The sequence below is a fragment of the Variovorax sp. YR750 genome (genome assembly GCF_900109805.1).
GTDB lineage: Bacteria > Pseudomonadota > Gammaproteobacteria > Burkholderiales > Burkholderiaceae_C > Variovorax > Variovorax gossypii.
On the sequence record NZ_FOBJ01000018.1, the window covers coordinates 147,765 to 174,560 of the forward strand.

Genomic DNA, 26,796 nt, shown 5'->3' on the forward strand with positions numbered 1-26,796 from the left:
TTTCCTAGTGGGCTGTTTCGATCGATTTCAAAACCTAGGGTATGCACGGATGAGCCGTGCGGCTTGCTTCAGCGCGCGGCGGGTGGTTCGCGGCGGCGCCGGTCGGCCTTGGGCAGGTCGGCCGACGCGACCATCGCCTCGCCGCGCGCATGCAGGCGCTGCAGCATGTCGTCGAGCAGCGCGACCTCGGCGGTGTCCAGCGCGCCCAGCAGTTCGGTGTTGATCGCGCAGACCAGCGGATAGAGCTCCGCATGGAGCTTCGTGCCCGCCGAGGTCAGGCGCAGGCGCACATGGCGCCGGTCGCCGGCGGGCTGCTCGCGCGAGACCAGGCCCTTGTCGACCAGCGAGCTCACCGCGCGCGAGGTGCGCGCGCGGTCGAGTTGCGCGTGCTCGGCCAGTTGCGACGAACCCAGCGCGCCATGGCCCGCGAGCGTGGCGATGAGCCGCCATTCGCGTCGCGTGATGCCGAAGCGCCCCTCGCACAGCCGGATCACCATGCTGCCCGCCACCGACAGCAGCCGGCTGGTGCGGTAGAGCAGCAGGTCGTCGAGCGTGCGCGGCTGTGCGTGCATCGGCATAGGGTTTGCCCGGGCAATGATTGATTAGATGAACCAATTGTCGGCGCTCTACATTGGCCGCGATCCACCGCGCCCCACCGGCGGAAGAGAACGGAGACGAGACAGATGACGACAGACCCGCAGTTCCCGCACCAGCCAGGTCGCCGCCGTGCGCTGGCCGTGCTCGGCGGCATGGCCCTCGCGCCGCTGGCTGCAACCGTGCAGGCGCAGCCGGCCATCGCGCCGGGAACCCCCATCCGCGTGCTGATCGGCGTGCCCGCCGGCGGCACGCAGGACGTGCTCACGCGCGCCATCGCACAGGAAGTGCGCGAATCGCTCGGCCCGCTCATCGTGGACAACCGCTCCGGTGCCGCCGGGCGCATCGCGGTCGAGGCGGTGAAGACCGCCGCGCCCGACGGCCGCACGCTGCTGCTGGGCACGGCCAGCATGATGACCATGTTCCCGAGCGCCTACAGGAACCTGTCGTACGACCCGATCAAGGATTTCCAGCCCATCATCAACGCGGCGCGCTTCGAGCTCGCGCTGGTGGTGCACAAGGACGTGCCGGCCAACACGCTACCCGAGTTCATCGCATGGGCGAAAAAGCAGCCGGGCGGCGCGAGCTTCGCGTCGTACGGCGCGGGCACGCCTTCGCACTTCCTCGGCGAGATGCTCAACCGCGCGGCGGGGCTTTCGATGGTGCACGTGCCCTATCGCGGCTCCACGCCGGCGCGCCAGGACGTGATGGGCGGCACCGTGCCGGTCTACTTCGACACCGTCGGCGGCGCGCTGCAGATGGTGCCGGGTGGCCGCGTCAAGGTGATCGCCACCAGCGGCGAGAAGCGCTCGCCGCTGATGCCCAGCGTGCCCACCTTCGTCGAGGGCGGCCTGAAGGACGTGGTGGCGACCGCATGGTTCGCGTACTACGCGCCGCTGAAGACGCCGAAGCCCGTGGTCGACCAGCTGCGCGCCGAGTTCATGCGCGCCGTGAACTCACGCGAGGTGCGCCAGCAACTGCTGCAGAACGGCATGTACCCGGTGGGCGACGGCCCCGAGGCGCTGCTGAAGACGATGCGCGAGGACATCGCGCGCTGGGCGGCGATCATGAAGGCGGTGAACTTCCAGGCGAACGACTGAGGGGCCTCGCCCGTCCGGCCACCTAAACTCGAAGGATGGCCAAGGACAAAACACTTTTCGTCTGCAGCGAATGCGGCGGCACCAGCCCGAAGTGGCTCGGCAAATGCCCCAGCTGCGGCGCATGGAACACGCTCATCGAGCAGGTGGCGGGCGCGGGCAGCGGACCCGCCAACAACCGCTTCGGCACCCAGTTCGCATCGCTCGCGGGCGCATCGGAGCTCGCGACGCTTTCTGAAATCGAGGCGACCGACGTCGCGCGCACGCCCACCGGCATCGACGAGCTCGACCGCGTGCTGGGCGGTGGCATCGTCTCGGGCGGCGTCACGCTAATCGGCGGCGACCCGGGCATCGGCAAGTCGACGCTGCTGCTGCAGGCGGTCGATGCGCTGCAGCACGCCGGGCAGAACGCGCTCTACGTCACCGGCGAGGAAAGCGGCTCGCAGGTGGCGCTGCGCTCCAGGCGGCTGGGCCTCGACCATTCGCAGGTGCAGGTGCTGGCCGAGATCCAGCTCGAGAAGATCATCGCCACGCTCGACGCCACGCGCCCGGCCATCGCGGTGATCGACTCGATCCAGACCGTCTACTCCGACCAGCTCACTTCGGCCCCGGGCTCGGTGGCGCAGGTGCGCGAATGCGCCGCGCATCTCACGCGCTTCGCCAAGACCAGCGGTACGGCCGTGGTGCTGGTGGGGCATGTGACGAAGGAGGGCGCGCTCGCCGGTCCGCGCGTGCTCGAGCACATGGTCGACACGGTGCTGTACTTCGAGGGCGACACGCATTCGAGCTTCCGCCTCGTGCGTGCCATCAAGAACCGCTTCGGCGCGGTCAACGAGATCGGCGTGTTCGCGATGACCGAGCGCGGCCTGAAGGGCGTGACCAACCCGAGCGCGATCTTCCTGAGCCAGCATGCCGAGCCGGTGCCGGGCAGCGTGGTGCTGGTCACGCTCGAAGGCACGCGGCCGATGCTGGTGGAAATCCAGGCGCTGGTCGACAACGGCGGGCCCAGCCCGCGCCGTCTCTCGGTGGGCCTGGACCGCGACCGCCTCGCGATGCTGCTGGCGGTGCTGCATCGCCATGCGGGCGTGGCCTGCATGGACCAGGACGTGTTCGTGAACGCGGTGGGCGGCGTGCGCATCAGCGAGCCCGCGGCCGACCTGGCCGTGATGCTGGCCATCACCTCCAGCCTGCGCGGCAAGCCGATGCCCAAGGGCTTCATCGCATTCGGCGAAGTGGGCCTGGCCGGCGAGGTGCGCCCCGCGCCGCGCGGGCAGGAGCGCCTGCGCGAGGCCGCCAAGCTGGGCTTCAGCGTCGCGGTGGTGCCGAAGGCGAACGCGCCCCGAAAGGGCGCGAAGGAAATCGAGGGGCTGACGATCCACGCGGTGGATCGCATCGAGGAGGCGATGGAGGTGGTCCGCCGCCTCGACTGACCCGGTCTTTCACCGGAGCGGGATGCCGGGAGAAAAAATGACCCGGCGCGCGCGGTGGCGCGCCGGGCCTACCCTCCCTATCCCCCTATGTGCATCGTGAATGCCGGTCCGCTGTTGAGCACGCATTGGCCGCTGCCCAACGTGGCCGAGTTCATCGAATACTGGCAACTCAGGTTGCCGCCGCGGCTGCCGGTGGCGTTCGCCACGCCGGCGGTCCGCGAGCCGGCGACCCGGGTTGCCTCTCCCTGGAACTGCTCACCGCCGATCTGCGCGTTGAAGTGGCCGCGGCCGTTCATGTCGTTGGTCACCGTGCCTGCGACGACGCCGTAGCGCGAGGCTTCGGCGTTCGACGGATACAGCCGCGCGGCGAAGGTCTGTGCGACCGGGCCCGGTGCGACGGCGTAGGCCTGCGAAGGCGGCGCCGAGGGAGCGGGTTGTCCGAGCGGCACGACGTAGCAGCCGCTGAGCGCGGCGGCCGTGAGCGTGGCGGCGAGGGTGAGACGAACGAATGTGACGGAGCGCGGAATGGTCATACGCTTTTCGGTGGCCCGGGCAGATGCCCGTGCGGCGAAATGTGCCAGCCGATGCGCCCACGCAAAGTGCTTTTGAGGCCGAGTACCGTTTTTCGCCCCTTGCGGTAGTCGGGGTGGCTACTTCGAAGGGCACTCGAGGGGCGGCGACAATGCGCGCCATGAATTTCAAGAACTTTCTATTGCCTCTGGGCGCCATCGTCGTCATGGCGCTGGCCTGGCGCGCGGCCGGATGGGGCGGTGTCGCCCTGGCCGGCGGCGCGATCGTGATGTTCCTGCTGCTGCACTTCAACCGCGCCATGCAGGTGCTCAAGCGCGCAGCCGAACGGCCCGTGGGCTACGTGGCCAGCGCGGTGATGCTCAACGCCAAGCTCAAGCCGGGCGTGACGCTCATGCACGTGATCGCGATGACGCGCGCCCTCGGCGAACTGCGCTCGCCCAAGGACGAGCAGCCCGAGCACTACCGCTGGACCGACGGCGGCGGCTCGTACGTCGATGCGATCTTCAACGGCGGCAAGCTGCAGAGCTGGACGATGACGCGCCCGGAGGCACCGGCTGACGACGAGGGCAGCAACAGCCCCGCAGCCTAGGCCGCGTTCCCCTTGCGCCGGGGCTGCCGCCAGGGCGGATTCGCCTTCGCATGGTGGCGCGCCTCCTTCGCGAATTCGGCGCACACGTGCGTCATGAGGTCTGCCGAGCGGTAGACCAGGAACACGTCGAAGTCCGGCAGCTCGTCGGCAATCGGCAGCTTCTCGAGCAGGTGGGGCTGCAGCCGCAGCGGCCCGGCTCCATGGAACACGAAATCCGACCACATGCTGATCAGGTCGGTCTGCGTGGCCAGCTGCAGGCCCAGCAGGTTCGACGCGCTCTGCACCATGCGCTTCGGCATCTCAAGCCCGTGCATGTTCATCGTGCTCACCAGCGGGCTGCCCGCGTCGTCGATGGGGTCGAGTACCAGCCAGTCGGCGTCCAGCAGCGGCTGCAGCCTGCGCACGCGCCGCAGCGGATGACCGGTGCGCACCGACAGGTGCATGGCCACCGAGAACAGCGGCTCCCATTGAAAGGCGTTGGTGCCCGGCCCGTTGCAGGTGGAGACCAGCCCCAGGTCGAGCCGGCCTTCGCGCAGGCCTTCGAAGATCTGCTGCGGCCGCAGTTCGAAGCCGCGCAGCGCCACGTTGGGAAAGCGCTTGCGGAACGAGGCCATCGCATCGGGCAGCGGCCCGCTCGACGCCACGGCGGTGAAGCCGATGTTGAGCTGCGCCTCGTCGTGCCCGCGGATCGCCTCGATGTCTTCCAGCGCGTGCCGCAGCTCCTGCTCGACCACGCTCGCGCGCTTGACCAGCGCCGTGCCGTAGGCCGTGAGGCTCACGCCGCGGGTGGAGCGCGACATCAGCGTCACGCCGAGTTCGCGCTCCAGCTCCGAGATGGTCTTCGACAGCGCAGGCTGCGTGGTGTGCAGGCTGCGCGAGGCCTCGTGGATGCTGCCGTGCTGCGCCACCGCCAGCAGGACGCGCAACTGTTGCAGCTTCATCGTGGTGCCGATCTGCCGGAAAGATGCGCCTTGGGGCTTGTCCCGATGGCTTCCGGTGCCTGTTTATGACGGGGATGCCGTTTGGTTATCAGCATGAAAATTTGTGATTCTTCGCCGCAGCGCTTTGCCTGAATACTCCGCCGCGAACGGGCCCCAGGGTTATGCAGAGGCCCCCCGCAACCTGTACGTGGAGTGACATTAGATGAGCGAAGCCGCATTGCCCGCAAGCCCGATCGGGGGCTCTTCACCAGCCGCCGCTCATGCGCCCCATGCCGCGCAGGGCAAGGGAAAGCAGAGCCAGTTCCGCCTGATCGCCGCCTGCTCGCTGGGCAATGCGCTGGAGATGTACGACTTCACCGTCTACAGCTTCTTCTCGCTGCTGATCGGCAAGCTGTTCTTCCCTTCCGACAGCCCCTACGGCTCGCTGCTGCTCGCGGTGGCGACCTTCGGCATCGGCTTCGTGATGCGGCCGCTGGGCGGCGTGATCATCGGCAACTACGCCGACCGCAAGGGCCGCAAGGCCGCGATGACGCTGACCATCGGCCTCATGGTGCTCGGCACGCTGTGCATCGCGTTCGCGCCGCCGTACGCGTCGGCCGGCGTGTTCGGCTCGCTGATGATCCTCGCGGGCCGCCTGCTGCAGGGCTTCTCGCTCGGCGGCGAAGTGGGCGCTGCCACGTCGATGCTGATGGAGGCGGGCGGCGTCAAGGGCCGGGGCTTTCGCGTGAGCTGGCAGCTCGCGAGCCAGGGCGTGTCGGCGCTGCTGGGCGCGCTCACCGGCGCAGCGCTGTATGCCGCGCTGCCGCAGGCCTCGCTGGAGAGCTGGGGCTGGCGGCTGCCGTTCCTGCTCGGGCTGCTGATCGCGCCGGTGGGCCTCTACATCCGCGCGCACCTCGAGGAAACGCACGTTGCCGAGAGCCACGAGTCCAGCCCCATCGGCCGGCTGCTGCGCAACCATGGCGGCCTGGTGCTCAAGGGCATTCTCGCCACCACCGCCGGCACGGCGACGATGTACCTCGTGGTGTTCTTCATGCCCACGTACATGATCCGCGTGCTGCACATGCCGCCTTCGCTCTCGCTGCTGTCGGGCTGCGTCACGGGCATCACGCTGTTCGCGGTGTCGCTGGTGGCGGGGCGGCTGGCCGACCGGCTGCCGAACCGCAAGCCACTGGTGATCGGCTCGCTGCTCTTCAGCGTCGTCGCCGTGGGCCCGGTGTTCTGGCTCATCAGCCACTACCCGAGCGTGCCGCTGGTGCTGGCGCTGTCGGCGCTGCTCACCGCGAGCGTGAACATCGGCACCACGCCGATGTTCCTGATGCTGCTCGAAATGCTGCCGGCCGGCGTGCGCGCCAGCGGCATCTCGGTGATCTACAGCGTGGGCGTGACCATCTTCGGCGGCTCCTCGCAGTTCATCGTCACCTGGCTGCTCGCGAAGACCGACAACCCGCTCTCGCCGGCCTTCTACATGATGGCCTGCGGGCTGCTGAGCCTCGGCGCGCTGCTGAGCCTGCGCGAGCGCAAGGCCGGCTGACCATCGAATCCCCATCCGACGACCTCCTTCACATGACCCGCGAACTCAGCCCCCAGACCACCAAGCTTCTTTCTCGCCTGCTGCCGCAGGCCGACGTCGACACGCAGGCCTTCGTCGACATCCGCAGGCAGATCCACGCCAACCCCGAACTCGGCTTCGAGGTGAGTGCCACCAGCGAGCTGGTCGCCAACCTGCTGCGCAGCTGGGGCTACGAGGTGCACACCGGCATCGGCCGCACCGGCATCGTGGCGCAGCTCAAGCTCGGCAGCGGCACGCGCCGCCTGGGCATCCGCGCCGACATGGACGCGCTGCCCATAGTCGAGGCCACCGGCCTGCCGTACGCGAGCCGCAACCAAGGCCGCATGCATGCCTGCGGGCACGACGGCCACACGGCCATCCTGCTGGCGGCGGCCAAGGCGCTGGCGACGGCGCGTGACTTCGACGGCACGCTGAACCTGATCTTCCAGCCCGACGAAGAGAACCTCTGCGGCGCGCGCGCGATGATCGAGGACGGCCTGTTCGAACGCTTCCCCTGCGATGCGGTGTACGCGCTGCACAACGCGCCGGGCGTGCCGGTGGGCACGATGATGGCGATCGAAGGCCCGGTCACGCTGTCGTCCGACGTGGCCGACGTCACCATCAAGGGCGTGGGCGGGCACGGCGCCATGCCGCACCGCGCGCGCGATCCGGTCGCGGCCGCCGCGGCGGTGGTGACGGCCCTGCAGACGGTGGTGGCGCGCAACGTGGCGCCCGACGACACGGCGGTGGTGTCGGTCGGCTTCATCCGCGGCGGCGCCACGCACAACGTGATTCCGCAGTCGGTGTCGCTGGGGCTGAACGTGCGCGCGGCCCGGCCCGAGACGCGCGCGCTGGTCGAGCAGCGCATCCGCGAGATCGTGAGCCTCACCGCGCAGGCGCACGGCGTGGAAGCCGAGATCGACTACCGCCAGCTCGTGCCGCCGGTGGTCAACACCGCGGCCGAGACCGAGCTGGCCGCGCAGGTATGCGCCGAGCTGGTGGGCGAGGAGAACGTCGTCAGGCAGGCGCCCAAGGGCTTCTCGGGCAGCGAGGACTTCGCCTGGATGCTCTCCGAGCTGCCGGGCTGCTATCTGCTGCTCGGCAACGGGGAGGGCGAGTTCGGCGGCTGCATGGTGCACAACCCCGGCTACGACTTCAACGACCAGGTGCTGCCGCTGGGTGCCGCCTGCTGGGTTCGCCTGGCGCAGACCTACCTGGCGAAGACGTGAACAAACCTGCTGCGCAACCCGATCTTGCACCTGCGGTCCTCACCGTACGCGAGTACGGTTCCGGTCCTCGATGCGAGCTCGGGCTGCTCGCGACGGTTTCTTCACGTCTTCGGCGCGCCCTGACCTGAGGCCTAGAACGGCGCGTCTTCTTCCTCGGGCGCATCGGCCGGCACGGTCGTCGTGGGCGCGGCTGCAGCAGGCTTCGGCGCTTCGTCAGGCGCCGCCGCCGAGAAGGCCGCCTCGCCGCCCAGCGCGTCGAGCAGCGCGGGCACCAGCTGGCCCAGCTCGCCCGTGGCGATGGCCACGTCGGCGTCGAAGTTGTCTTCCTTCTTGCCGCCGGCCGCGCCGTCGCCCGTGCCTTCGAGGAAGGCGATCTTGCGGATCAGCAGGCCGTGCGTGAGCTCGAAGGACACGCGGTCGTCCCAGGTCAGCGCGAGGCGGGTGGGGCGCTTGCCGTCGGTGATGTGCTGCTTCACCTCGTCGATGTCCAGCGGGTGCTTGGCGTAGCGCACCACGGCCTTGGAGTCGTCGCCCGCCTTGAGCTCGCACTCGCGGTCGATGGTGAAGCCGGCCGGCGGCTCCTGCGTAAGCAGCCAGTTGGCCATGGCCGCGGCGGGCTCGATCTGGGTGTTGATGAGGGCCACGGCGAAGCCGTCGAGCGACTTCACGAGGCTGGTGACCACTTCGTCGGCGCGCGAGGCGTTGCCGGTGTTGATCACCAGGCGGTTCTCGGCCTTGTCGATCCACACCGCGACGCGGGCGCTGCGCGTGAAGGCCATGGGCAGCAGTTCGAGCGTGATGTCTTCCTTGAGCTCCTTCTTTTCCTTCTTGCCGGGCTTGCGGCCGGTGGTGGCCTCGATCTGGGCGCAGCGCTCGTCGACCTTGCGGCGCACCACCGAGCCGGGGACCTGCTTGCTCTCGATCATGTATTCGACCAGCCACTGGCCGTCGATGGACTCCACCAGCGGGCCGTTGGCCTCGCCGCGCGGCTCGATCCAGCCGGCGGACTTTTCCTGCGAGGGGCCGCAGGGCTCGAAGCGCTGCTTGCCGAGCCCTTCCTCCGCCTCGGCCAGTGTCTGGGACCAGGCGGGTTCGATGCGATAGACGATGACGTTCTTGAATACGGACACGGAAACCCTTTTTCCAACGGTTTGGACAGCCGGCCATTGTCGGGCACCCCGGAAACTCCGCCGCCGTAAAATCGCAAGCTTTTGCGACTTCCCTCCTTCGTCGCACTACCCCCACACCGCTTCCCAAACAAAGGAATCAGGAAATGAGCTCGATCCCCCCCTCGCTGGACGACCGTGACGGCAAGATCTGGATGGACGGCGAACTCGTGGACTGGCGCGACGCCAAGATCCACGTGCTGAGCCACACGCTGCACTACGGCTGCGGCGCCTTCGAGGGCGTGCGCGCCTACAAGACGGCCGACGGCAGCACTGCGATCTTCCGCCTGGCGGAGCACACCGAGCGCCTGTTCAACAGCGCCAAGATCCTGCGCATGAAGATCCCCTTCACGCAGGAACAGCTCAACGAGGCCCAGAAGCAGGTGGTGCGCGAGAACAAGCTCGAGAGCTGCTACCTGCGCCCGCTGATCTGGATCGGCTCCGAGAAGCTGGGCGTGAGCCCCAAGGGCAACAAGGTGCACGCCATGGTCGCGGCCTGGTCCTGGGGCGCCTACCTGGGTGAAGAGGGCATGAAGCGCGGCATCCGCGTGAAGACCTCCAGCTACACCCGCCACCACGTCAACATCACGATGACGCAGGCCAAGACGGTGAGCAACTACACCAACTCGATCCTGGCCAACATGGAAGCGCTGGACGACGGCTACGACGAGGCGCTGCTGCTCGACGCGAGCGGTTTCGTGTCGGAAGGCGCGGGCGAGAACATCTTCGTGGTCAAGGGCGGCGTGGTCTACACGCCCGACCTGTCGGCCGGCGCGCTCAACGGCATCACCCGCAACACCATCCTGCACGTGTGCAAGGACCTGGGCCTCGAACTGGTGCAGAAGCGCATCACGCGCGACGAGGTCTACGTCGCCGACGAAGCCTTCTTCACCGGCACCGCAGCGGAAGTCACGCCCATCCGCGAACTCGACCGCGTCGAGATCGGCAACCGCGGCGACGGCGGGGCGCGCGGCCCGATCACCGAGAAGATCCAGGCTGCCTTCTTCGACATCGTGAACGGCAAGAATCCCAAGTACGCACACTGGCTCACGAAAGTCTGAGAAGAAGAGAACCCATGTCCACCAATGCAGTAGTCGAACTCCTGGCCAAGGAGCTCAATCATCAGGGCGGCGTGTTCTGCCCCAGTCCCAAGGCCGACATGAAGCTCTGGAACAGCCACCCGAAGGTCTACCTCGACGTGGCGCGCACCGGCGAGGCCAAGTGCCCGTATTGCGGCACGGTGTACCGGCTGAAGGCCGGCGAAGTGGTGTCGTCGCGGCACTGATAAGCCGCTGAACCGACCGGCCCCGGTCGTCCGATGCCTCTTCAGGCAGCCGGGCGGGCGGGGTCTTTTTCCAGGCTCTCCAGGCTCTTCAAGCGCGAGGGCAGCAGGCCGCGCCACGGAGCCGGGTCATTCTTCTCCTGCGCGAGCCGCAGGTAGACCATCGAGATGAAGAGCAGCGCCAGGCCGATCTGCGCATCGCGCATGGCCGAGTTCACGCTCGAGGCGATCAGCGCGATCAGCGTCGCCGCCAGCGCATAGCGGCCGGCGATGTCGGGCCGCTTCCATGCCTGCCAGACGGCGGCGACCATGATGAGGAGCAGGCTCAGCAGGGCGGGAAGGCCGCCCTGCGCGCCGACCCACAGGAAGTCGTTGTGCGGCATGTTCGAGTCGGCGAGCAGGGCCGGGCCGCGCTTGTGCCACTGGTCGGTCCAGCCGCCGATGCCCCAGCCGGTGAACGGGCGGTCGGCAATCATGAGGCCGGTGTCGCGGTACATGTAGTAGCGGATGGCCCAGCTGCCCTTGAAGACCGCGCCGGCCTGCGCCTCCTCGATTTCCTGCACGCCTACTTCGACCTTGTGCTGCAGCTGCGGCAGCTGGTAGAGCCCGGCGCCCATCACCACGGCACCCAGCACCAGCGCGCCCACCAGCATCTTCAGGTGGCTGCGCCACTGGTGGATGCACACCACCGGAATCACCAGCAGCAGCGCGAGCACCGAGGTGCGCGAGGTCAGCGGCAGCGCCACCACCAGGCCCAGGCCGAGCAGCAGCACGAAGGCCGGAATGGCGCGCAGCGGCCTGTGTGCGGCGATCTGCGCGATGCCCCACACCGCGGCGGTGGAAGCCACCACGCTGAACAGCAGCGCGTTGCTGATCGATTTGTTGCCCACCTCCATCACCACCGCGCGCAACGGCGACCAGATGTTGAAGCCGCCGACCGCGTAGAAGACGACGACCAGCACGATGTTCAGCACCGCCACCAGCAGGAAGCCGCGCAGCGCCCAGATCGCTTCCTCGCGCGTGAGCGCCATCGCCATCAGCATCGTGAGGCCGATGCGGATGCCGTGGAACAGATTGGAGCCGGTCTCGGGGTAGTGCGGCCCGATGGCCAGCACGATGAGGGTCCAGGCGAAGTAGGCCATCGCCGGCCACCACAGCGGGTTGGCGCGCAGCCGCGCATAGCGCTCGCCCAGGCCGCCGGCCACCAGCATGGTGAGCAGCAGCAGGATGGCCGAAAGATAGGTGACGCCGACCGGCATGAACACCACCAGCCCCCAGAACATGGCCGCGGGCCGAACGATGTGCGATCTCTGCATAGGGGCGGGATTTTAGGTGGCCATCTTGGAGCTGACCTGACTTCTCCCCAGGCTTCGCGCACTTCGTGTCGCTTCGCCAACCCCCTCGCCGGGGGCGATGCCTCCGGCCCGGCAAAGCCGGTTCCGCGGCATCCCCGCGAACTGCCGGGACGGGGGCAGTGTCAGTGGCTGCGCGCGGCCGCTGGCAGGCGGATCACGAAGCTGGCACCGCCACCGGGGCGGTCTTCGCAGCGCACGCTGCCGCCGTGCCGCTCGGCGATCGACTTCACCAGCGCCAGTCCCAGGCCCACGCCGCCGTTGCGCTCGCTGGCGCCGGGCAGGCGGTAGAAGGGCTCGAAGATGCGTTCGCGCAGGGCGGGCGGCACGCCCGGGCCCCGGTCGTTCACGCGCACGGTGGCATAGCCGTTGGCGCTGCCCAGTTCCACCGCGATCTCGCCGGCGCCGTAGCGGCGCGCGTTCTCCAGCAGGTTTCGGATCGCCCGGCGCAGCAGGCGCGACACGCCCGGCACGGTGAGCGTTGTGTTGTCGGTGCCGTCGGCAAGGTCGAGCTCGGCGTTGACCTGCGAGCATTCCTCGGCCGCCAGGCCGGTCAGGTCGACCGGCTCGATGGTGCCCATGTCGGCCTCGCTGGCGTCGAGACGGCTGGCCAGCAGGATCTCGTCGATGAGCTGGTCGAGCTCGCCGATGTTGCGCGAGATCTCCTCGCGCGCCGACTGGCTCGGGTGCTCGCCCATCAGCTCCAGGCCCATGCGGATGCGGGTGAGCGGCGAGCGCAGCTCGTGCGAGGCGTTGGCCAGCAGCGACTTGTGCGAACGCACCAGCTGCTCGATGCGTTCGGCCGACGCGTTGAATCGTTTGGATAGATCAGCCACTTCGTCCTGCCCTTCTTCTGTCACGCGCACCGAGAGATCGCCTTCGCCCCAGCGCTGCACGCCGCGCTGCAGCGATTCCAGCCGCTGCGTGATGCGCCGCACGATCGGGTACACCCCCAGCGCCACCGCCACGCCCACCAGCGCGATCATCCAGCCCAGGCCGAAGGGCGTGCGCCACGGCGCGAAGCCGCCGGTGCCGGTGGGCCGCTCGCGCGGCGCCACGCGCAGCGTGATGGCCTTGCCGTCGCTGAGCGTCACGTCGAACTCCAGGCCCTGGCCCGGCACGCGCAGGGCGGTGCCCGCGCCGATCGGCTTGTCCTGCGCGTCCAGCACCACCACGTTGCGCGGCACCGGCGCCAGCCGCTCGCGCTCGGCCTCGGCGGCCTCGCGCACGATCCAGTTGGCCATCAGCGTGAGGATCACGACGCCGCCCACCACCGCGAGCCAGATGCGGACGTAGAGATGGCGCGAATAGAGATTCAGCATGTTGTTGCGATGCGGCCGCCGCCGGGCCGCCCCAAGGCGAGCCGCGCCTCCCCCTCGGGGGAGGGCGCATTACACGGAGCGAAGCGAGTGAAAAGCCGGGGGGCAGACATTTCTAGTCTTGCTGCTTGGCGAAGACGTAGCCCACGCCGCGCACGGTAAGGATGCGCTTGGGGTTCTTCGCGTCGACTTCGATGGCGGCGCGGATGCGGCCCATGTGCACGTCGATGGAGCGGTCGAAGGCTTCCAGCTCGCGGCCGCGCACGGCTTCCATGATCTGGTCGCGCGTGAGCACGCGGCCCGCGCGCTCGGCCATCGCCGTCAGCAGGTCGAACTGGTAGGAGGTGAGGTCTGCGATCGCGCCGCCCACGGACACGGTGCGCGCGTTGCGGTCGATCTCCAGCGTGCCGAAGCGCATCACCGACGAAGCCTCGGTCTCGGTGGCGCTCTCGGAGCGGCGGCGCAGCACGGCGCGGATGCGCGCCAGCAGCTCGCGCGGCTCGAAGGGCTTGGGCAGGTAGTCGTCGGCGCCGATCTCCAGGCCGATGATGCGGTCCATGGGGTCGCCCTTGGCGGTGAGCATCAGCACCGACACCTTCGACAGCGGGCCGGGCAGCGCGCGGATGCGGCGGCAGATCTCGAGGCCGTCGGTGTCGGGCAGCATCAGGTCGAGGATCACCAGGTCGGGCGCGTGCTGCTGCAGCTGCTCGAGCCCGGCGGCGCCGTCGCCGGCATGATTGAACGCGAAGCCCGACTGCGTCAGGTATTCGCCCACCATCTGCGCCAGGCGGGCGTCGTCTTCGATCATCAGGAGTTGGGGGGTGCTCATGCGCTTCATGGTCGTCCACCGGGAGCAAGAGGGCTTGAACGCTCCGTAAAGTTGGGTAAACCTCGGCAACCCCTGTCAACCGGCGATGCTGCGAAAAGCATAGCGCCGGCCGCAGTGGCCGTGGGCTCAGTCCCGCGCGAGCGGCCGCAACTGCAGCCGCAGCGACAGGGACGCGGAAAGCGGCAGGTCGACCGGCGAGCCCGCGCCGCCGACATTGCCGTCATCGAGATGTGCCAGCGATTCGAAAAGCCCCAGCGACGCGGCCATGGGGTTGATCTCGGCCAGCGACTTCGCGGCTTCGGAGCGCGGCGGCGTGGCTGCAGCAGCCGTGCCGTCTTCGCTGACCAGCGACCAGTCGAGCGCCGCGACGGTGCGCTCGCTCGGCTCGCTCGCGATCACCAGCGCCACCGCGAGCAGGCCGCGGCTGTCGGTGACGGACGTCAGCGCGCCTACCGTGGGGGCGTCGTAGCCCACCAGCAGCACCGGTTCCTGGTCGCAGGCGGATTGCACCGCGGCCTCCAGCAGGCCCGACGCGAAGCTGTGCTCGTAGGCGGAGACCGCGTTGCTGGCCGCCATGCAGCCGGTGCCGATGGTCCAGTAGCCCACGGCCGCGTTGTGCACCGAGTTGTGGAACTTGGTGGGCGACAGGCCCTTCGGATCGCTCGCGAGCGTGCTGCACATGTAGTCGTTGATCGACAGGTCGCCGTGCGCCGACGTGAACACGCAGGGCACATCGGCCGCGTTGCGGCCCGAGCCGGCGAGGGCGGCCGCGGCCACCTCGAGCGCCAGCGCCACGGTGTCGGGCGCGCGGCGGCGCTCGGCCGGGGCCAGCACCTGCGGCGACGGGCGTTTCGCGGGCGGATCGGCCAGCGCGCCTTCGCCGCGGAAGGCGGCGCGCGCGGCGTCCCAGCCGGGCAGAGTGGGAGTCCAGAAGGCCGGGCCTTCGATGTAGAGGGTGGGGGGCTTGGGGGCGGCCTGGTTCATGTCGTTCATGCCGCCTTGCCGAAGACCAGCGAGCAGTTGTTGCCGCCGAAGCCGAAGGAGTTGCTCAGCGCGTAGCGCACCTCGCCGCGCGCGGGCTCGAGCCGGATCTGCGGGCCGAAGCCTTCGTCCAGCGTGTGGGTGTTGACGGTGCCCGGCATCAGGCCGCGCTCGATGGCCAGCAGGCTGATGACGGCCTCGACGATGCCCGCCGCGCCCAGCGTGTGGCCCATGAAGCCCTTGGTCGAGCTGGCGTGCGTGCGTGCCGGGAAGCGGCGCGCCACCAGCGCGCCTTCGACCTCGTCGTTCTTCTGGCTCGCGGTGCCGTGCATGTTGATGTAGTCGATGGCCTCGGGGGCGAGGCCCGCGCGCGCCAGTGCCTCGTCGAGCGCGCGCTCGGCGCCCAGGCCCTCGGGGTGCGGCGTCGACATGTGGTGCGCGTCGCTGGCTTCGCCGTAGCCCAGCAGGTGCAGCGGCGCGGCATCGGTGCCCGTCTGCACGCGCTCGACCAGCGCGAAGCCCGCTGCCTCGCCCAGGCTGATGCCCTTGCGTGCGGCGTCGAAGGGCCGGCACGGCTCGCTCGACACCAGTTCGAGCGAGTTGAAGCCGAACAGCACACTGCCGCACAGCGTGTCGGCCCCGCCGACCACGGCCGCGTCGGCCAGGCCCAGGCGAATGAGCCGCTCCGCCGAGGCGAACACCTTGGCGCTCGACGAGCAGGCGGTGGAGATGGTCTCGCTCGGGCCGCTGATGCCCAGCAGCTGCTGCGCGAACATGGCCAGCGAATGCGGCGTGTGCACCGCGGCGCGGCGCTGCTCGGGCGGGAACATGCCCTGCGCATCGAGCCGGGTGTAGGCCAGCTCGGTCTCGCCGATGCTGGCGGTGGAGGTGCCCAGCACCAGCGCGATGCGCGATGCGCCGTACTTCTCGCGCGCCGCGGCCACCGCCTCGACGAAGCCGTCGGCCTGCAGGCCCATCCAGGCGAGCCGGTTGTTGCGGCAGTCCCATTGCGCGAGCGGCTCGGGCAGCCGGACGTCCTCGACCCCTTCGACACGGCCGATCCAGGTGGGCAGCGGCGCGTCGCCGAAGTCGTTGGCGCGCAGCCCGCTGCGCGACTGCGCCAGAGCGTCGGCCAGCGCTTCCTTGCCGACACCGACGGCGCAGGTGGCCGTGTAGGCACTTATTTGAAGAGGAGAAATTCGGGACGGCACGATCTTGGAGGTGTTGGGCTGTCGGTCAGGCAGACGATGGGCGCGCGGAAAGGAAAACCTGAAAGGGCGCGGCGGAGAAAGGATATTGAAAGAAACGAATGTATACCGGTACAGCCTACCAGTTGCGCGGCCCGTGCAGCGTCGGCCGTTTCCTATAAGGCGCAGGCCCTGTAGACCCCTATTGACGGCCCTGGGGGCTTGTGGTCGTCAGCCGCGAGGCCAGCGCCACCAGCACCAGCACCGGCGCGCCCAGCAGCGCGGTGCCGACGAAGAAGCTGCTGTAGCCGTAGGCGTCGACGAAGGCGCCCGAATAGCCGGCCAGGAACTTCGGCAGCAGCAGCATCAGCGAGCTGAACAGGGCGTATTGCGTGGCCGAGTAGCTGATGTTCGTGAGGCTCGACAGGTAGGCGATGAAGGCCGCCGAGGCGATGCCGCCGGCCAGGTTGTCGGCCGACACCACCGCGATCAGCGCCGTCAGGTCGTGCCCGCGGGTGGCCAGCCAGGCGAAGAGCAGGTTGCTGGCGGCGCTGAGCACCGCGCCCAGCATCAGCACGCGCATCACGCCCAGGCGCATCGACAGCACGCCGCCGACGAAGGCGCCCACCAGCGTCATGATCACGCCGTAGATCTTGCTGACCGAGGCCACCTGGTCCTTGGTGAAGCCCATGTCCACGTAGAAGGGGTTGGCCATGATGCCCATCACCACGTCGCTGATGCGGTAGATGGCGATCAGCGAAAGGATCAGCACCGCCTGCCACTTGTAGCGGCGGATGAAGTCGGCGAAGGGCTCGACCAGCACGTTGCGCAGCCATTCGGCGGCGCTGCGGGCCTTGGGCAGGGCTCCCGGCACCGGCTCGGGCGAGAGCAGCACCGTGACCACGCCGACGGCCATCGAGGCCGCCATGACCAGGTAGGCCGTCTTCCAGGCGCCGTTCTGGTAGGCGGCGGCGCCCGTGGCCGCCACGGCGGGCGCCACCTCGGCCCAAGCCGCGACCCACAGCACGCCGGCACCGGCCCAGATCATCGCGAGCCGGTAGCCTGTCTGGTAGGCGGCGGCCAGCGCGGCCTGCTTGCGCGCCTCGGCCGATTCGATGCGGAAGGCGTCCAGCGCGATGTCCTGCGTGGCCGAGCCGAAGGCCACCAGCAGCGCACACCAGACCAGCGGCGTGAGCCCGTGGCGCGGATCGTTGACCGCCATGCCCGCCAGCCCGGCGATGACCATGCATTGCGCCAGCAGCAGCCAGCCGCGCCGGCGGCCCAGCAAGGTGGTGAGCGGCGGCAGCGGCAGCCGGTCGACCAGCGGCGCCCAGACCCACTTGAAGCCGTAGGCCAGCCCGACCCAGCTCAGGTAGCCGATGGTGGTGCGGTCGATGCCCGCCTCGCGCAGCCGGAAGCTCAGCGTGCCCAGCACCAGCAGCAGCGGCAGCCCCGCCGAGAAGCCCAGCGCCAGCATGCGCAGGGTGGCGGGTTCCAGGTAGACCTTCAGCGCGTCGCGCCAGGGCGGTGAGGGGGGCGTGGGGGTTTCTGCGGGCGAGGCGGACATGTGCCCCGGATTGTCCATGAGCAAGGCCCCGGGCTTCCCGCCTTCTTGTCTTCATTTGTTCCTATCATCCCGCTCCTATGTGCACACGATGCGATCGCCCCGTTTCCGCCCTTGCGGCTCCTTCCGCAGCTTCCGCCTGGAATCCCCGGCGGGCCTTCCTGCTGGCCGCCGCCGGTGCGGTCCTCGCGAAGCCGGCCCTGGCGCAGGTCGAGGTGGGCAAGCCTTCGGTGGCGCGCAACATCGTGCCGGTCGAGCAGATCGAGGCGGCCGGCGTGCAGCAGTACGGCCAGCTGCTCGAGCAGGCGCGCGCCAAGGGGGCGCTGGCGGGCGAGAGCAATCCGCAGCTGCAGCGCCTGCGCACCATCGCCAGGCGCCTCGTTCCTTTCGCCACGCCGTGGAATTCGCGCGCCCGCGACTGGAAGTGGGAGGTCAACCTCATCGGCAGCAAGCAGATCAATGCCTTCTGCATGCCCGGCGGCAAGATCGCCTTCTTCACCGGCATCCTCGACCAGCTCAAGCTCACCGACGACGAGGTCGCGATGGTGATGGGCCACGAGATGGCCCACGCGCTGCGCGAACACGCACGCGCCCGCATGGCCAAGAGCGCGGGCACCGGCGCGGCGCTCTCCATCGGCGCGCAACTGCTCGGATGGGGGCAGGTGGGCGACCTGGCCGCGCGTGCCGGCACGCAGCTCATCACGCTCAAGTTCAGTCGCAGCGACGAGTCCGAGGCCGACCTCGTGGGGCTCGAACTGGCGGCGCGCGCGGGCTACGACCCGCAGGCGTCGGTGTCGCTGTGGAAGAAGATGGCCACGGCTTCGAAGAACCAGGGCGGCCTGAGCTTCCTCTCGACGCACCCCAGCGGACCTGACCGCATCGCGAAGCTCGAGTCGAACCTGCCGAAGGTCGAGAAGCTGTACCGCGAAGCAAAGAAATAGCTCGCCCCCAGGCTGCGCGCACTTCGTGTCGCGCACGCCTTCCCCCTGCCGGGGGCAACACCTGCGGCCCGGCAAAGCCGGTTCCGCGGTGTTTCGCGAAAACTCCACTCCCCATTCTGTTTTTCTGACTGACGCGCGCCGCGCGTGAGTCGCATCGCATCGCGTCGCGCCGGCGGTCACTGGCACGCCGCTTGCATCACAACATGTGTACATGTTTGGATGCCTGAAGATGGTGCATGAAGAAAACCCGAAGAGCGGATCGTCCGAAGCGGCCTGGATTGCCAGGTTCGCCTCGCCCGTGGCGCACGCGCAGGCCGCGGGGGCGCTGGATTTCGCCCTGCCGCTCGCCGGGCTGCGCTTCGCGGTCAAGGACAACATCGACGTGGCCGGCGTGCCCACCACGGCCGCCTGTCCGGCCTTCGAGCGCCTGCCCGCGGCGCATGCGGCCGTGGTGCAGCGCCTGCTCGAAGCCGGTGCATTGCTGGCCGGCAAGACCAACCTCGACCAGTTCGCCTGCGGCCTGAACGGCACCCGCTCTCCTTATGGCGAGGTGCCCAACGCCTTCGACGCGCGCTACGTGTCGGGCGGCTCCAGTTCGGGCTCGGCCTACGTGGTGGCGAGCGGCGAGGTCGACTTCGCGTTCGGCACCGACACCGCCGGCTCGGGCCGCGTGCCGGCCGGGCTCAACAACATCGTCGGTCTCAAGCCTTCGCGCGGCCTGCTGAGCGCCTTCGGCGTGGTGCCCGCGGCGCAGAGCGCCGACTGCGTCTCCATCTTCGCGCGCACCGTCGCCACGGCGGTCGACGTGCTGCTCGCCGCCGCGGGCCACGACGCGCGCGACCCGTACTCGCGCGACATCGACCTGCGCCGCGAACCGCTGCCAGCGCGCTTCCGCTTCGGCGTGCCCGACAGGCTGAGCTTCTTCGGCGACGCCGCCGCCGAACAGGCATTCGGCGAAGCGGTCGCGCGGCTGCTCGCCATGGGCGGCACGCCCGTCACCATCGCCTACGCGCCGCTCGCCGAAGCCGCCGGGATGCTCTACGAAAGCGCGCTGGTCGCCGAGCGCTACGCCGCGGTGCGCGAATTCTTCGACGCGCACGCCGACGACGTGATCGAGCCCGTGCGCGGCATCCTCGAGAGCGGGCGCCAATACGACGCCGCCGACGTGTTCGAGGCCCAGGCACGGCTGCGCGCCATCGCGCAGAAGGTCGAGCCGATTTGGCGCGACATCGACGTGCTGCTCGTGCCCACCGCGCCCACGCATTACACCCGCGAGCAGATGCGTGCCGACCCGGTCGTGCTCAACCGCAACCTCGGCGCGTACACCAACTTCGTCAACCTGCTCGACTACGCCGCGCTCTCTGTGCCCAGCAGCCTGCGCGCGGACGGCCTGCCTTTCGGCATCACGCTGATCGGCCCCTGCGGCAGCGATCTCGCACTGGCCGAACTGGGCCAGCGCTATCACCACGCGACCGGCCTCGCGCAGGGCGCGACCGGCGAGCCGCTGCCCGCACCGCGCGCCATTCCGGGGCTCGCCGCGCCGGGCGCCGGCCTGCTGCCCATCGCGGTGGTCGGCGCGCATCTGTCGGGCATGCCGCTCAACGGCCAGCTCACCGAGCGCGGCGCGACGCTGCTGCGCGCCACAACGACTTCGCCCTTCTACCGGCTGCATGCATTGCCGGGCACGGTGCCCCCCAAGCCCGGGCTGCGGCGCGTGGCCGCCGGGGCAGACGAAGGCGGTGCCGCCATCGCGCTCGAGGTGTGGGCCGTGCCGCTCGCCCAGGTCGGCAGCTTTCTCGCGCTCATCCCGTCGCCGCTGGGGCTGGGCAGCGTCGAGCTGGCCGACGGCAGCTGGGTGAAGGGCTTCATCTGCGAAGGCCATGCGCTGGCCGGCGCGCAGGACGTGACCCATCACGGCGGCTGGCGCGCCTACGTCGCGAGCCTGGCCACCCCGAGTTCCAACTGATCAGGAGTTCCGATGAGCATTCAAGAAAACTCTCCCGCCGCTCGCCAACGACGCCAACTGCTGCAGGCCGGCGCCGCTGGCCTGGCCGTGCTGGCCGCGCCCGCCATCGTGCGCGCGCAGGGCGCGGCGACGAAGCTGCGCATCGGCTTCTGGCCGGTGGCCGCGGGCCTGCCGTTCTTCGCGGCGGTCGACAAGGGCTACTTCAAGGAGGCCGGCCTCGACGTGGAGCCGCTGAAGTTCGCCGGCGCGCAGCAGGTGATGGAAGGCATGCTCGCCGGCCGCTGCGACGGCAGCGCCAACGGCACCGGCTCGGCCAACCTCGCCATCGGCGAGATCGCGCAGCCCGGCCTGTTCAAGATCTTCTGCACCAACCCGAGCAACGCGAAGTACGTGCTCGACGAATTCATCGTCGCCAAGGACAGCCCCGTGAAGAGCGTGGCCGAGCTGGCCGGCAAGAAGGTGGCCTCGGGCCCCGGCATCCAGAACGTCACGCTGTGCAAGACCATGCTCGAGCGCGCGGGCGCCAAGGGCGCGACCGTGAGCGAGCTGCCCATCGGCCAGCACGTGGCCGCGCTGGTCGCGGGCCAGGTCGACGCCTGCTACACGCTGGAGCCCACCGGCACGGTGGGCCGCATGAACGGCACCACGCGCGTCGTCGAGGCCGGCGTGGTCGCCAAATACATCCTCGGCGACCCGATGGCGCCCTGGCACGGCGGCGCGGCCAGCCTCACCAGCGAGTTCATCAAGAAGAACCCCGAGATCGCGAAGAAGTACATCGCCGCCTACGCACGCGGCGTGGAACTGGTGCGCACCAAGCCCGACGAGGCACGGCAGTTCATGAAGGGCTACACCGCCATCGAAGGCAAGCTCACGGCCGAGGTGCCGCTCGCGTCGTACATGCTCTACAACGAGTTCAAGCCCAGCGACGTCGCGTACTTCCAGAAGTTCTACGACCTGTTCACCGAGAAAGGCATCTTCGAGAAGAAGGTCGCGGTGGATACCCTGCTCTACAAGGCCTGACGACCATGGCCGAAGCAAGCACGACCACGGCCGCGCCGTGGACCCCGCCGGCAAGTGCGGCCACCGCGGCACCGAAGCCGCCGTTGCGCGACCGCATGCTGCCCTTCATCGGCCCGGTGGCGCTGTTCATCGTGTGGGACCTGGTGGTGCGGCTCGGCTTCATCAAGCCGATCCTGCTGCCTACGCCCGCCGACACCATCGCAGCGCTCATCACCGGCCTGGCTGGCGGCCCGCTGCTCACCGACTTCGCCATGACCGTGTGGCGCACCGTGCAGGCCTTCGTCATCGCGGCGTTCGTCGGCGTGCCGCTGGGAGTGCTGCTCGGCAGCAACGAGAAGGCGTACCGCAGCGTGGAGTTCCTGATCGACTTCTTCCGCTCCACGCCGTCGTCGGCGCTCATTCCGCTGTTCCTGCTGATCTTCGGCGTGAGCGACGTCAACAAGGTCGCCATCGCGGCCTTCGGCGCGCTGCTCATCGTGGTGTTCAACAGCGCCTACGGCGTCATCAACGCCCGCAAGCAGCGCGTGATGGCGGCACGCGTCATGGGCGCCTCGCGCTGGCAGATCTTCAAGGACGTGCTCGTGTGGGAAAGCCTGCAGCCCAGCTTCGTGGGCCTGCGCTCGGCGGTGTCGATGGCGCTGGTGATCGTCATCGTGGCCGAGATGTTCATCGGCTCCGACACGGGGCTGGGCCACCGGATCATCGATGCGCAGCAGGTGCTCAACGTGAAGAGCATGTACGCGGCGATTCTTGCGGCGGGTGCATTGGGCTACGCGCTCAACATCCTCTTCCTTATTGCAGAACGCCGCATCGTGCACTGGAGCGGAAGATGAAAGTCACGCAGGACATCGTCATCAACGGCCCGGTGTACGCCGACGTTCCGAAGCCCGCCTTCAGGCCCGGCCCGGCAGGCACGCACATCACGATCCGTGGGCTCACCAAGTACTTCGCGGGCTGGCCGCTGTACGAGAACTTCGATCTCGACATCCCGAAGCACGCGATCGTCTCGGTGTTCGGTCCCAACGGCTGCGGCAAGTCCACGCTCATCAACATGATCGCGGGGCTCATTCCCATCGATTCGGGCGAGATCCTGTTCGACGGCAAGCAGCGCAAGGACACCAAGATCGGCTACGTGTTCCAGAACTACCGCGAGGCGATGTTCCCGTGGATGCGCACCATCGACAACATCGCCTATCCGCTGAAGCTCGAAGGGCGCAGCAAGGCCGAGGTCGACCGGCGCATGGAAGAGCTGGTGGCGTCCTTCGACGTGAAGTTCGACCTGAAGCGCTTTCCGTACGAGCTCTCGGGCGGCCAGCAGCAGACCGCGTCGATCATGCGCGCGCTTGCGCCCAACCCTGAGGTGCTGTTTCTCGACGAGCCCTTCTCGGCGCTCGACTTCGAGATGACGCTCTTCATCCGCGAGAAGCTGCAGGAGGTGTTCATGCAGACCGGCACCACCATGCTGCTGGTGTCGCACGACCTCGAGGAGGCCGTGTACCTCGCCGACGAGGTGCTTCTGCTCACCAAGCGGCCCACCAGGGTGGCCGAGATCCTGCGCTACGGCGACGCGCGCCCGCGCACCGTCGAGACGCTGAGCACCGAGAGCTTCGTCGCGACCAAGAAGCTCAGCCTCGACATCTTCCAGCGCGAGGTCCGCCGGTGACGCCCGAGATCAACATTCCCGAGGTGCTGGCCGAAGTGCAGGCCGTGTTCGCACGCTACGAGGCCGCGCTGGTCGGCAACGACCGCGCGACGCTCGACGAGCTCTTCTGGAACAGCCCGCACACGCTGCGCTACGGCTTCTCGGAGAACCACTACGGCCATGCCGACATCAGTGCATTCCGCGCCTCGCTGCCCCTGCAGAGCCCGCCGCGCGAGCTGCTGCGTACCGTCATCACCACCTACGGCCGCGACTTCGCGACCGCCAACGTCGAGTTCCGCCGCGAGGGCAGCAGCCATATCGGCCGCCAGAGCCAGACCTGGATGCGCACAGCCGAAGGCTGGCGCGTCGTTGCCGCCCACGTGAGCCTGCTCGGCTGAGCCCCGGCAAGGGCACGTTTTTTGCACCTCAACCTGTAACGGAGAAGAAAGCCATGACCAGCCAATTCAACCGCCGCGATTCGCTCAAGACCCTTGCCGCGCTGGGCGCGGTCGGCAGCCTGGGGAGCTGGAGCGCACTCGCGAGCGCGCAAGCCAAGCCCAAGCCGCTCACGGTCGGCGTGATCTACGTCGGCGCGCGCGACGACTACGGCTACAACCAGGCGCACGCCATGGCCGCGGCCGAGATCAAGAAGCTGCCCGGCGTGAAGGTGGTGGAGGAAGAGAACGTGCCCGAGACCGCCGCGGTGCAGAAGACCATGACCGGCATGATCTCGCAGGACGGCGCGGGCCTGCTCTTTCCCACCTCGTTCGGCTACTTCGACCCGCACATCCTCGCGGTGGCGCCCAAGAACCCCGACGTGCGCTTCTCGCACTGCGGTGGGCTCTGGACCGAAGGCAAGCACCCGAAGAACGTCGGCAGCTTCTTCGGCTACATCGACGAGTGTCAGTATCTCAACGGCGTGATCGCCGCGCACATGACGAAGAGCAACAAGATCGCCTTCGTCGCCGCCAAGCCCATTCCGCAGGTGCTGCGCAACATCAACGCATTCACGCTCGGCGCGCGCTCGGTCAAGCCGAACATCACCTGCAGCGTGATCTTCACGGGCGACTGGTCGATGGCGGTGAAGGAAGCCGAGGCCACCAACAGCCTGGCCGACCAGGGCTGCGACGTGTTCACCATGCACGTGGACGGCCCCAAGGTGGTTGTCGAGACGGCGGCCAAGCGCGGCAAGATGGTCTGCGGCTACCACGCGAGCCAGGCCAAGCTGGCGCCCAATGCCTACCTCACCGGCGCCGAGTGGAACTGGCTCACCGCCTACAAGACCGCCATCGAGGCCGCGCAGAGCGGCAAGCCGCACCCCAACTTCCTGCGCGGCGGCCTGAAGGAAGGCTACGTGAAGATGTCGGCCTACGGCCCCATGGTGCCCGACGCCGCGAAGAAGCATGCCGACGAGATCAAGGCGAAGATGATCGCGGGCAGCTTCGACATCTTCAAGGACGGCATCAAGGACAACAAGGGCGCGGTCGTGGTGCCGGCGGGCAAGGTCCTGAAGCAGACCGACCTCGAACTCGAGAAGATGAACTACCTCGTCGAAGGCGTCGTGGGCAGCGTCTGACCTTCACTCCGTCGACGACATGCTGCGCCCCGCGCTCTTCAAGGAACTGGCCCTGCCGGTGTTCGCCATCGCGGCGGCGCTGCTGCTGTTCGGGCTGGTGGTGGCCTTCGCCGGCATCGACGCGGTGGAGGTGTGGGCCACGCTGTTCAAGGGCGCGTTCGGCGATTGGTTCTCCTGGCAGAACACGTTGCAGCGCGCCGCGCCGCTGATGCTCACCGCGCTGTGCGTTGCGCTGCCCGCGCGCGCAGGGCTCATCGTCATCGGCGGCGAGGGTGCGCTGGTTCTGGGCGGGCTGGCCTGCGCGGCGCTGGCGCACGCGGTGCCGCTGCCCGGCAATGCCATCGGCACGGCGGTCGTGTGCATCGCGGGTGCCGTCGCCGGTGCGCTGTGGATCGTGCTCGCGGGCTGGCTGCGCCAGTACCGCGGCATCAACGAGACCATCAGCAGCCTGCTGCTGGCCTACATCGCCATCGGCATCTTCAAGCATCTGGTCGAAGGGCCGCTGCGCGACCCGGCCAGCCTCAACAAGCCCTCGACGCATGCGCTCGCCGACGGGCTGCTGATCGGCGGCATCGGCGGCTCCGACGTGCACTGGGGCCTTGTGATCGGCGTGGTGGCCTGCCTGGGGCTCGGCTGGTGGCTGCGCGCCACGGCCTCGGGCTTCTCGGTGCGGGTGGTGGGCGGCAATCCGCGTACCGCGCAGCTCGTGGGGCTGCCGGCGACGCGGCTCATTCTTTCGGCTTGCGGGCTCGGCGGCGCATGCGCCGGGCTGGCTGGCGCCATCGAGGTGGCGGCGGTGCACACCAACGCCAATGCCTCGCTGATCGCTGGTTACGGCTACGCGGGCATCCTGGTGTCGTTCATCGCGCGGCACAACCCTGTGGCCATCGTGCCGGTGGCCATTCTGTTCGGCGGCTTCGGTGCGGCGGGTAGCCTGCTGCAGCGGCGCGTCGGATTGCCCGATGCATCGGTGCTGGTGCTGCAGGGCATCGCCTTCGTGCTGATCCTCGCGAGCGAAGGCCTGCGCACCGTCGACTGGAAGAAGTTCGGCGACCGCATGCTGCCCGAAGCCAGGAGCTACACATGACGGCCGATCAGTGGATCGCGCTGCTCGCCGGCGTCGTCGGCGGTGCGCTGCGCGTGGGCGCACCGTTCCTCTTCGTGAGCCTGGGTGAGTGCCTCACCGAGAAATCGGGCCGCATCAACCTGGGGCTCGAAGGCGTGCTGGTGCTGTCGGCCATGGCGGCCTTCGGTGGTGCCTACCTCACCGACTCCGCGTGGCTCGGCGTGCTGATCGGCGCGCTGGCCGGTGCCGCGCTCGCACTGCTGCACGGGCTGCTGTGCTCGCTCGACCGCGTGAACGACGTGGCGACCGGCATCGCGCTGATGCTGCTCGGCACCGGGCTGGCCTTCTACCTCGGCAAGCCGCTGATCCAGCCGCAGGCGCCGCAGATTCCCGCGATTCCTCTGGGCTTCTGGAGCGACAACCCGGTGGTGCGCTCCGCCCTGCAGCTCAACGCGCTGGTGCCCGTGGGCGTGGCGCTCGCGGTGCTGCTGTGGTGGGGTTTCGCGCGCACGCGCGCCGGGCTGCTGGTGCGCATGGCGGGCGATTCGGCGCAGGCGACGCGCGCGCTCGGCTACTCGGTCTCGGGCCTGCGCATCGCGGCCACCACCGCCGGCGGCTTCATCGCGGGGCTGGGCGGTGCATCGCTCACGCTGTTCTATCCGGGCAGCTGGAACGAAGGCATCTCCAGCGGCCAGGGGCTGATCGCGGTGGCGCTGGTGATCTTCGCGCGCTGGAGTCCGCTGCGTTGCGTGGGCGCCGCGCTGCTCTTCGGTGGCGCGGGCGCCATCGGGCCGGCGCTGCAGTCCATCGGCATCGGCTGGGGCTATCACCTCTTCAACACCGTGCCCTACGTGCTCACGCTGGTGATCCTCGTGCTCACCTGCAGGCCGGGCAGCGCCGCCGCCGGCAGCCCCGGCGAACTCTCATCGACAAGGAGCTGAAAGC

The 26,796-nt window shown here is 69.0% G+C and carries 26 protein-coding genes; 16 read left to right on the forward strand and 10 right to left on the reverse strand.

What is annotated here, in order from left to right; genetic code table 11:
- Positions 1-68: 68 nt before the first annotated feature.
- The gene (locus BMY35_RS30965) at positions 69-578 is read right to left on the reverse strand and encodes a MarR family winged helix-turn-helix transcriptional regulator (protein WP_093206843.1); all 510 of its coding nucleotides are present in this window, start codon (positions 576-578) and stop codon (positions 69-71) included.
- A 105-nt stretch (positions 579-683) separates the two neighbouring features.
- Between BMY35_RS30965 and BMY35_RS30970 the strand changes: the two genes are divergently transcribed.
- Entirely contained in the window at positions 684-1,694 is a 1,011-nt protein-coding gene (locus BMY35_RS30970) for a Bug family tripartite tricarboxylate transporter substrate binding protein (RefSeq protein ID WP_093206845.1), read from the forward strand.
- 35 nt (positions 1,695-1,729) lie between these two features.
- On the forward strand, positions 1,730-3,121 hold the full coding sequence (gene radA, locus BMY35_RS30975) for a DNA repair protein RadA (protein WP_093206846.1): 1,392 nt from the start codon (positions 1,730-1,732) through the stop codon (positions 3,119-3,121).
- Positions 3,122-3,198: 77 nt separating this feature from the next.
- Here the strand turns inward: radA and BMY35_RS30980 are convergent, their stop codons facing one another.
- Positions 3,199-3,654 (reverse strand): hypothetical protein, encoded by a 456-nt coding sequence (locus BMY35_RS30980; protein WP_093206848.1) that lies wholly within the window; start codon positions 3,652-3,654, stop codon positions 3,199-3,201.
- A 149-nt stretch (positions 3,655-3,803) separates the two neighbouring features.
- On the opposite strand from BMY35_RS30980, the gene BMY35_RS30985 reads away from it, so the two are divergent.
- Entirely contained in the window at positions 3,804-4,241 is a 438-nt protein-coding gene (locus tag BMY35_RS30985) for a glycerate kinase (RefSeq protein WP_093206849.1), read from the forward strand.
- Here BMY35_RS30985 and BMY35_RS30990 read toward each other — a convergent pair.
- Positions 4,238-5,182, reverse strand: coding sequence for a LysR family transcriptional regulator (locus tag BMY35_RS30990; RefSeq protein ID WP_093206851.1), 945 nt, complete (start codon positions 5,180-5,182; stop codon positions 4,238-4,240). The two genes, BMY35_RS30985 and BMY35_RS30990, sit on opposite strands and share 4 nt — an antisense overlap.
- Before the next feature lie 202 nt (positions 5,183-5,384).
- On the opposite strand from BMY35_RS30990, the gene BMY35_RS30995 reads away from it, so the two are divergent.
- Both BMY35_RS30995 and BMY35_RS31000 read left to right on the forward strand, forming a co-directional pair.
- Positions 5,385-6,713, forward strand: coding sequence for an MFS transporter (locus tag BMY35_RS30995; RefSeq protein ID WP_093206852.1), 1,329 nt, complete (start codon positions 5,385-5,387; stop codon positions 6,711-6,713).
- 32 nt (positions 6,714-6,745) lie between these two features.
- The gene (locus BMY35_RS31000) at positions 6,746-7,960 is read left to right on the forward strand and encodes a M20 aminoacylase family protein (RefSeq protein WP_093206853.1); all 1,215 of its coding nucleotides are present in this window, start codon (positions 6,746-6,748) and stop codon (positions 7,958-7,960) included.
- Positions 7,961-8,091: 131 nt separating this feature from the next.
- On the opposite strand, the gene BMY35_RS31005 is transcribed toward BMY35_RS31000, so the two are convergent.
- Positions 8,092-9,090, reverse strand: coding sequence for a recombination-associated protein RdgC (locus tag BMY35_RS31005; protein ID WP_093206855.1), 999 nt, complete (start codon positions 9,088-9,090; stop codon positions 8,092-8,094).
- 143 nt (positions 9,091-9,233) lie between these two features.
- On the opposite strand from BMY35_RS31005, the gene BMY35_RS31010 reads away from it, so the two are divergent.
- Entirely contained in the window at positions 9,234-10,187 is a 954-nt protein-coding gene (locus BMY35_RS31010) for a branched-chain amino acid transaminase (RefSeq protein WP_093206856.1), read from the forward strand.
- A gap of 14 nt (positions 10,188-10,201) precedes the next feature.
- Positions 10,202-10,411, forward strand: a complete 210-nt coding sequence (locus BMY35_RS31015; protein WP_093206858.1) for a zinc-finger domain-containing protein — start codon at positions 10,202-10,204, stop codon at positions 10,409-10,411.
- Between the two features lie 41 nt (positions 10,412-10,452).
- On the opposite strand, the gene BMY35_RS31020 is transcribed toward BMY35_RS31015, so the two are convergent.
- The 6 genes from BMY35_RS31020 to BMY35_RS31050 form a co-directional block, all read right to left on the reverse strand.
- Positions 10,453-11,724, reverse strand: coding sequence for an O-antigen ligase family protein (locus tag BMY35_RS31020; protein WP_093206859.1), 1,272 nt, complete (start codon positions 11,722-11,724; stop codon positions 10,453-10,455).
- A 161-nt stretch (positions 11,725-11,885) separates the two neighbouring features.
- Entirely contained in the window at positions 11,886-13,082 is a 1,197-nt protein-coding gene (locus BMY35_RS31025) for an ATP-binding protein (protein ID WP_093206861.1), read from the reverse strand.
- Positions 13,083-13,194: 112 nt separating this feature from the next.
- Positions 13,195-13,917 (reverse strand): response regulator, encoded by a 723-nt coding sequence (locus tag BMY35_RS31030; protein ID WP_093206862.1) that lies wholly within the window; start codon positions 13,915-13,917, stop codon positions 13,195-13,197.
- Positions 13,918-14,034: 117 nt separating this feature from the next.
- A complete protein-coding gene (locus tag BMY35_RS31040; RefSeq protein WP_256230120.1) occupies positions 14,035-14,901 on the reverse strand; it encodes a beta-ketoacyl synthase chain length factor in 867 nt (288 codons plus the stop codon).
- Complete coding sequence (locus BMY35_RS31045; protein ID WP_176947454.1) at positions 14,898-16,100, reverse strand: beta-ketoacyl-[acyl-carrier-protein] synthase family protein; 1,203 nt, start codon at positions 16,098-16,100, stop codon at positions 14,898-14,900. The genes BMY35_RS31040 and BMY35_RS31045 overlap by 4 nt, the downstream gene beginning before the upstream one ends.
- 178 nt (positions 16,101-16,278) lie before the next feature.
- Positions 16,279-17,661, reverse strand: a complete 1,383-nt coding sequence (locus BMY35_RS31050; protein ID WP_093206865.1) for an AmpG family muropeptide MFS transporter — start codon at positions 17,659-17,661, stop codon at positions 16,279-16,281.
- Positions 17,662-17,720: 59 nt separating this feature from the next.
- On the opposite strand from BMY35_RS31050, the gene BMY35_RS31055 reads away from it, so the two are divergent.
- The 9 genes from BMY35_RS31055 (at position 17,721) to BMY35_RS31095 (ending at position 26,792) form a co-directional block, all read left to right on the forward strand.
- The gene (locus BMY35_RS31055; protein ID WP_093206867.1) at positions 17,721-18,581 is read left to right on the forward strand and encodes a M48 family metallopeptidase; all 861 of its coding nucleotides are present in this window, start codon (positions 17,721-17,723) and stop codon (positions 18,579-18,581) included.
- Positions 18,582-18,810: 229 nt separating this feature from the next.
- Positions 18,811-20,547: an allophanate hydrolase gene (gene atzF / locus BMY35_RS31060; RefSeq protein ID WP_093206981.1), complete on the forward strand. Its 1,737-nt coding sequence runs from the start codon at positions 18,811-18,813 to the stop codon at positions 20,545-20,547.
- Between the two features lie 12 nt (positions 20,548-20,559).
- Positions 20,560-21,567, forward strand: coding sequence for an ABC transporter substrate-binding protein (locus BMY35_RS31065; RefSeq protein ID WP_093206868.1), 1,008 nt, complete (start codon positions 20,560-20,562; stop codon positions 21,565-21,567).
- 5 nt (positions 21,568-21,572) lie between these two features.
- Complete coding sequence (locus BMY35_RS31070) at positions 21,573-22,400, forward strand: ABC transporter permease (RefSeq protein WP_093206870.1); 828 nt, start codon at positions 21,573-21,575, stop codon at positions 22,398-22,400.
- A complete protein-coding gene (locus tag BMY35_RS31075; protein WP_093206872.1) occupies positions 22,397-23,230 on the forward strand; it encodes an ABC transporter ATP-binding protein in 834 nt (277 codons plus the stop codon). The genes BMY35_RS31070 and BMY35_RS31075 overlap by 4 nt, the downstream gene beginning before the upstream one ends.
- Entirely contained in the window at positions 23,227-23,607 is a 381-nt protein-coding gene (gene hpxZ / locus BMY35_RS31080; RefSeq protein WP_093206873.1) for an oxalurate catabolism protein HpxZ, read from the forward strand. The genes BMY35_RS31075 and hpxZ overlap by 4 nt, the downstream gene beginning before the upstream one ends.
- A 53-nt stretch (positions 23,608-23,660) precedes the next feature.
- Positions 23,661-24,785 (forward strand): BMP family ABC transporter substrate-binding protein, encoded by a 1,125-nt coding sequence (locus tag BMY35_RS31085; RefSeq protein WP_093206875.1) that lies wholly within the window; start codon positions 23,661-23,663, stop codon positions 24,783-24,785.
- 19 nt (positions 24,786-24,804) lie between these two features.
- A complete protein-coding gene (locus BMY35_RS31090) occupies positions 24,805-25,872 on the forward strand; it encodes an ABC transporter permease (protein WP_371287216.1) in 1,068 nt (355 codons plus the stop codon).
- On the forward strand, positions 25,869-26,792 hold the full coding sequence (locus tag BMY35_RS31095; protein ID WP_093206876.1) for an ABC transporter permease: 924 nt from the start codon (positions 25,869-25,871) through the stop codon (positions 26,790-26,792). The genes BMY35_RS31090 and BMY35_RS31095 overlap by 4 nt, the downstream gene beginning before the upstream one ends.
- The last annotated feature ends 4 nt before the right edge of the window (positions 26,793-26,796 follow it).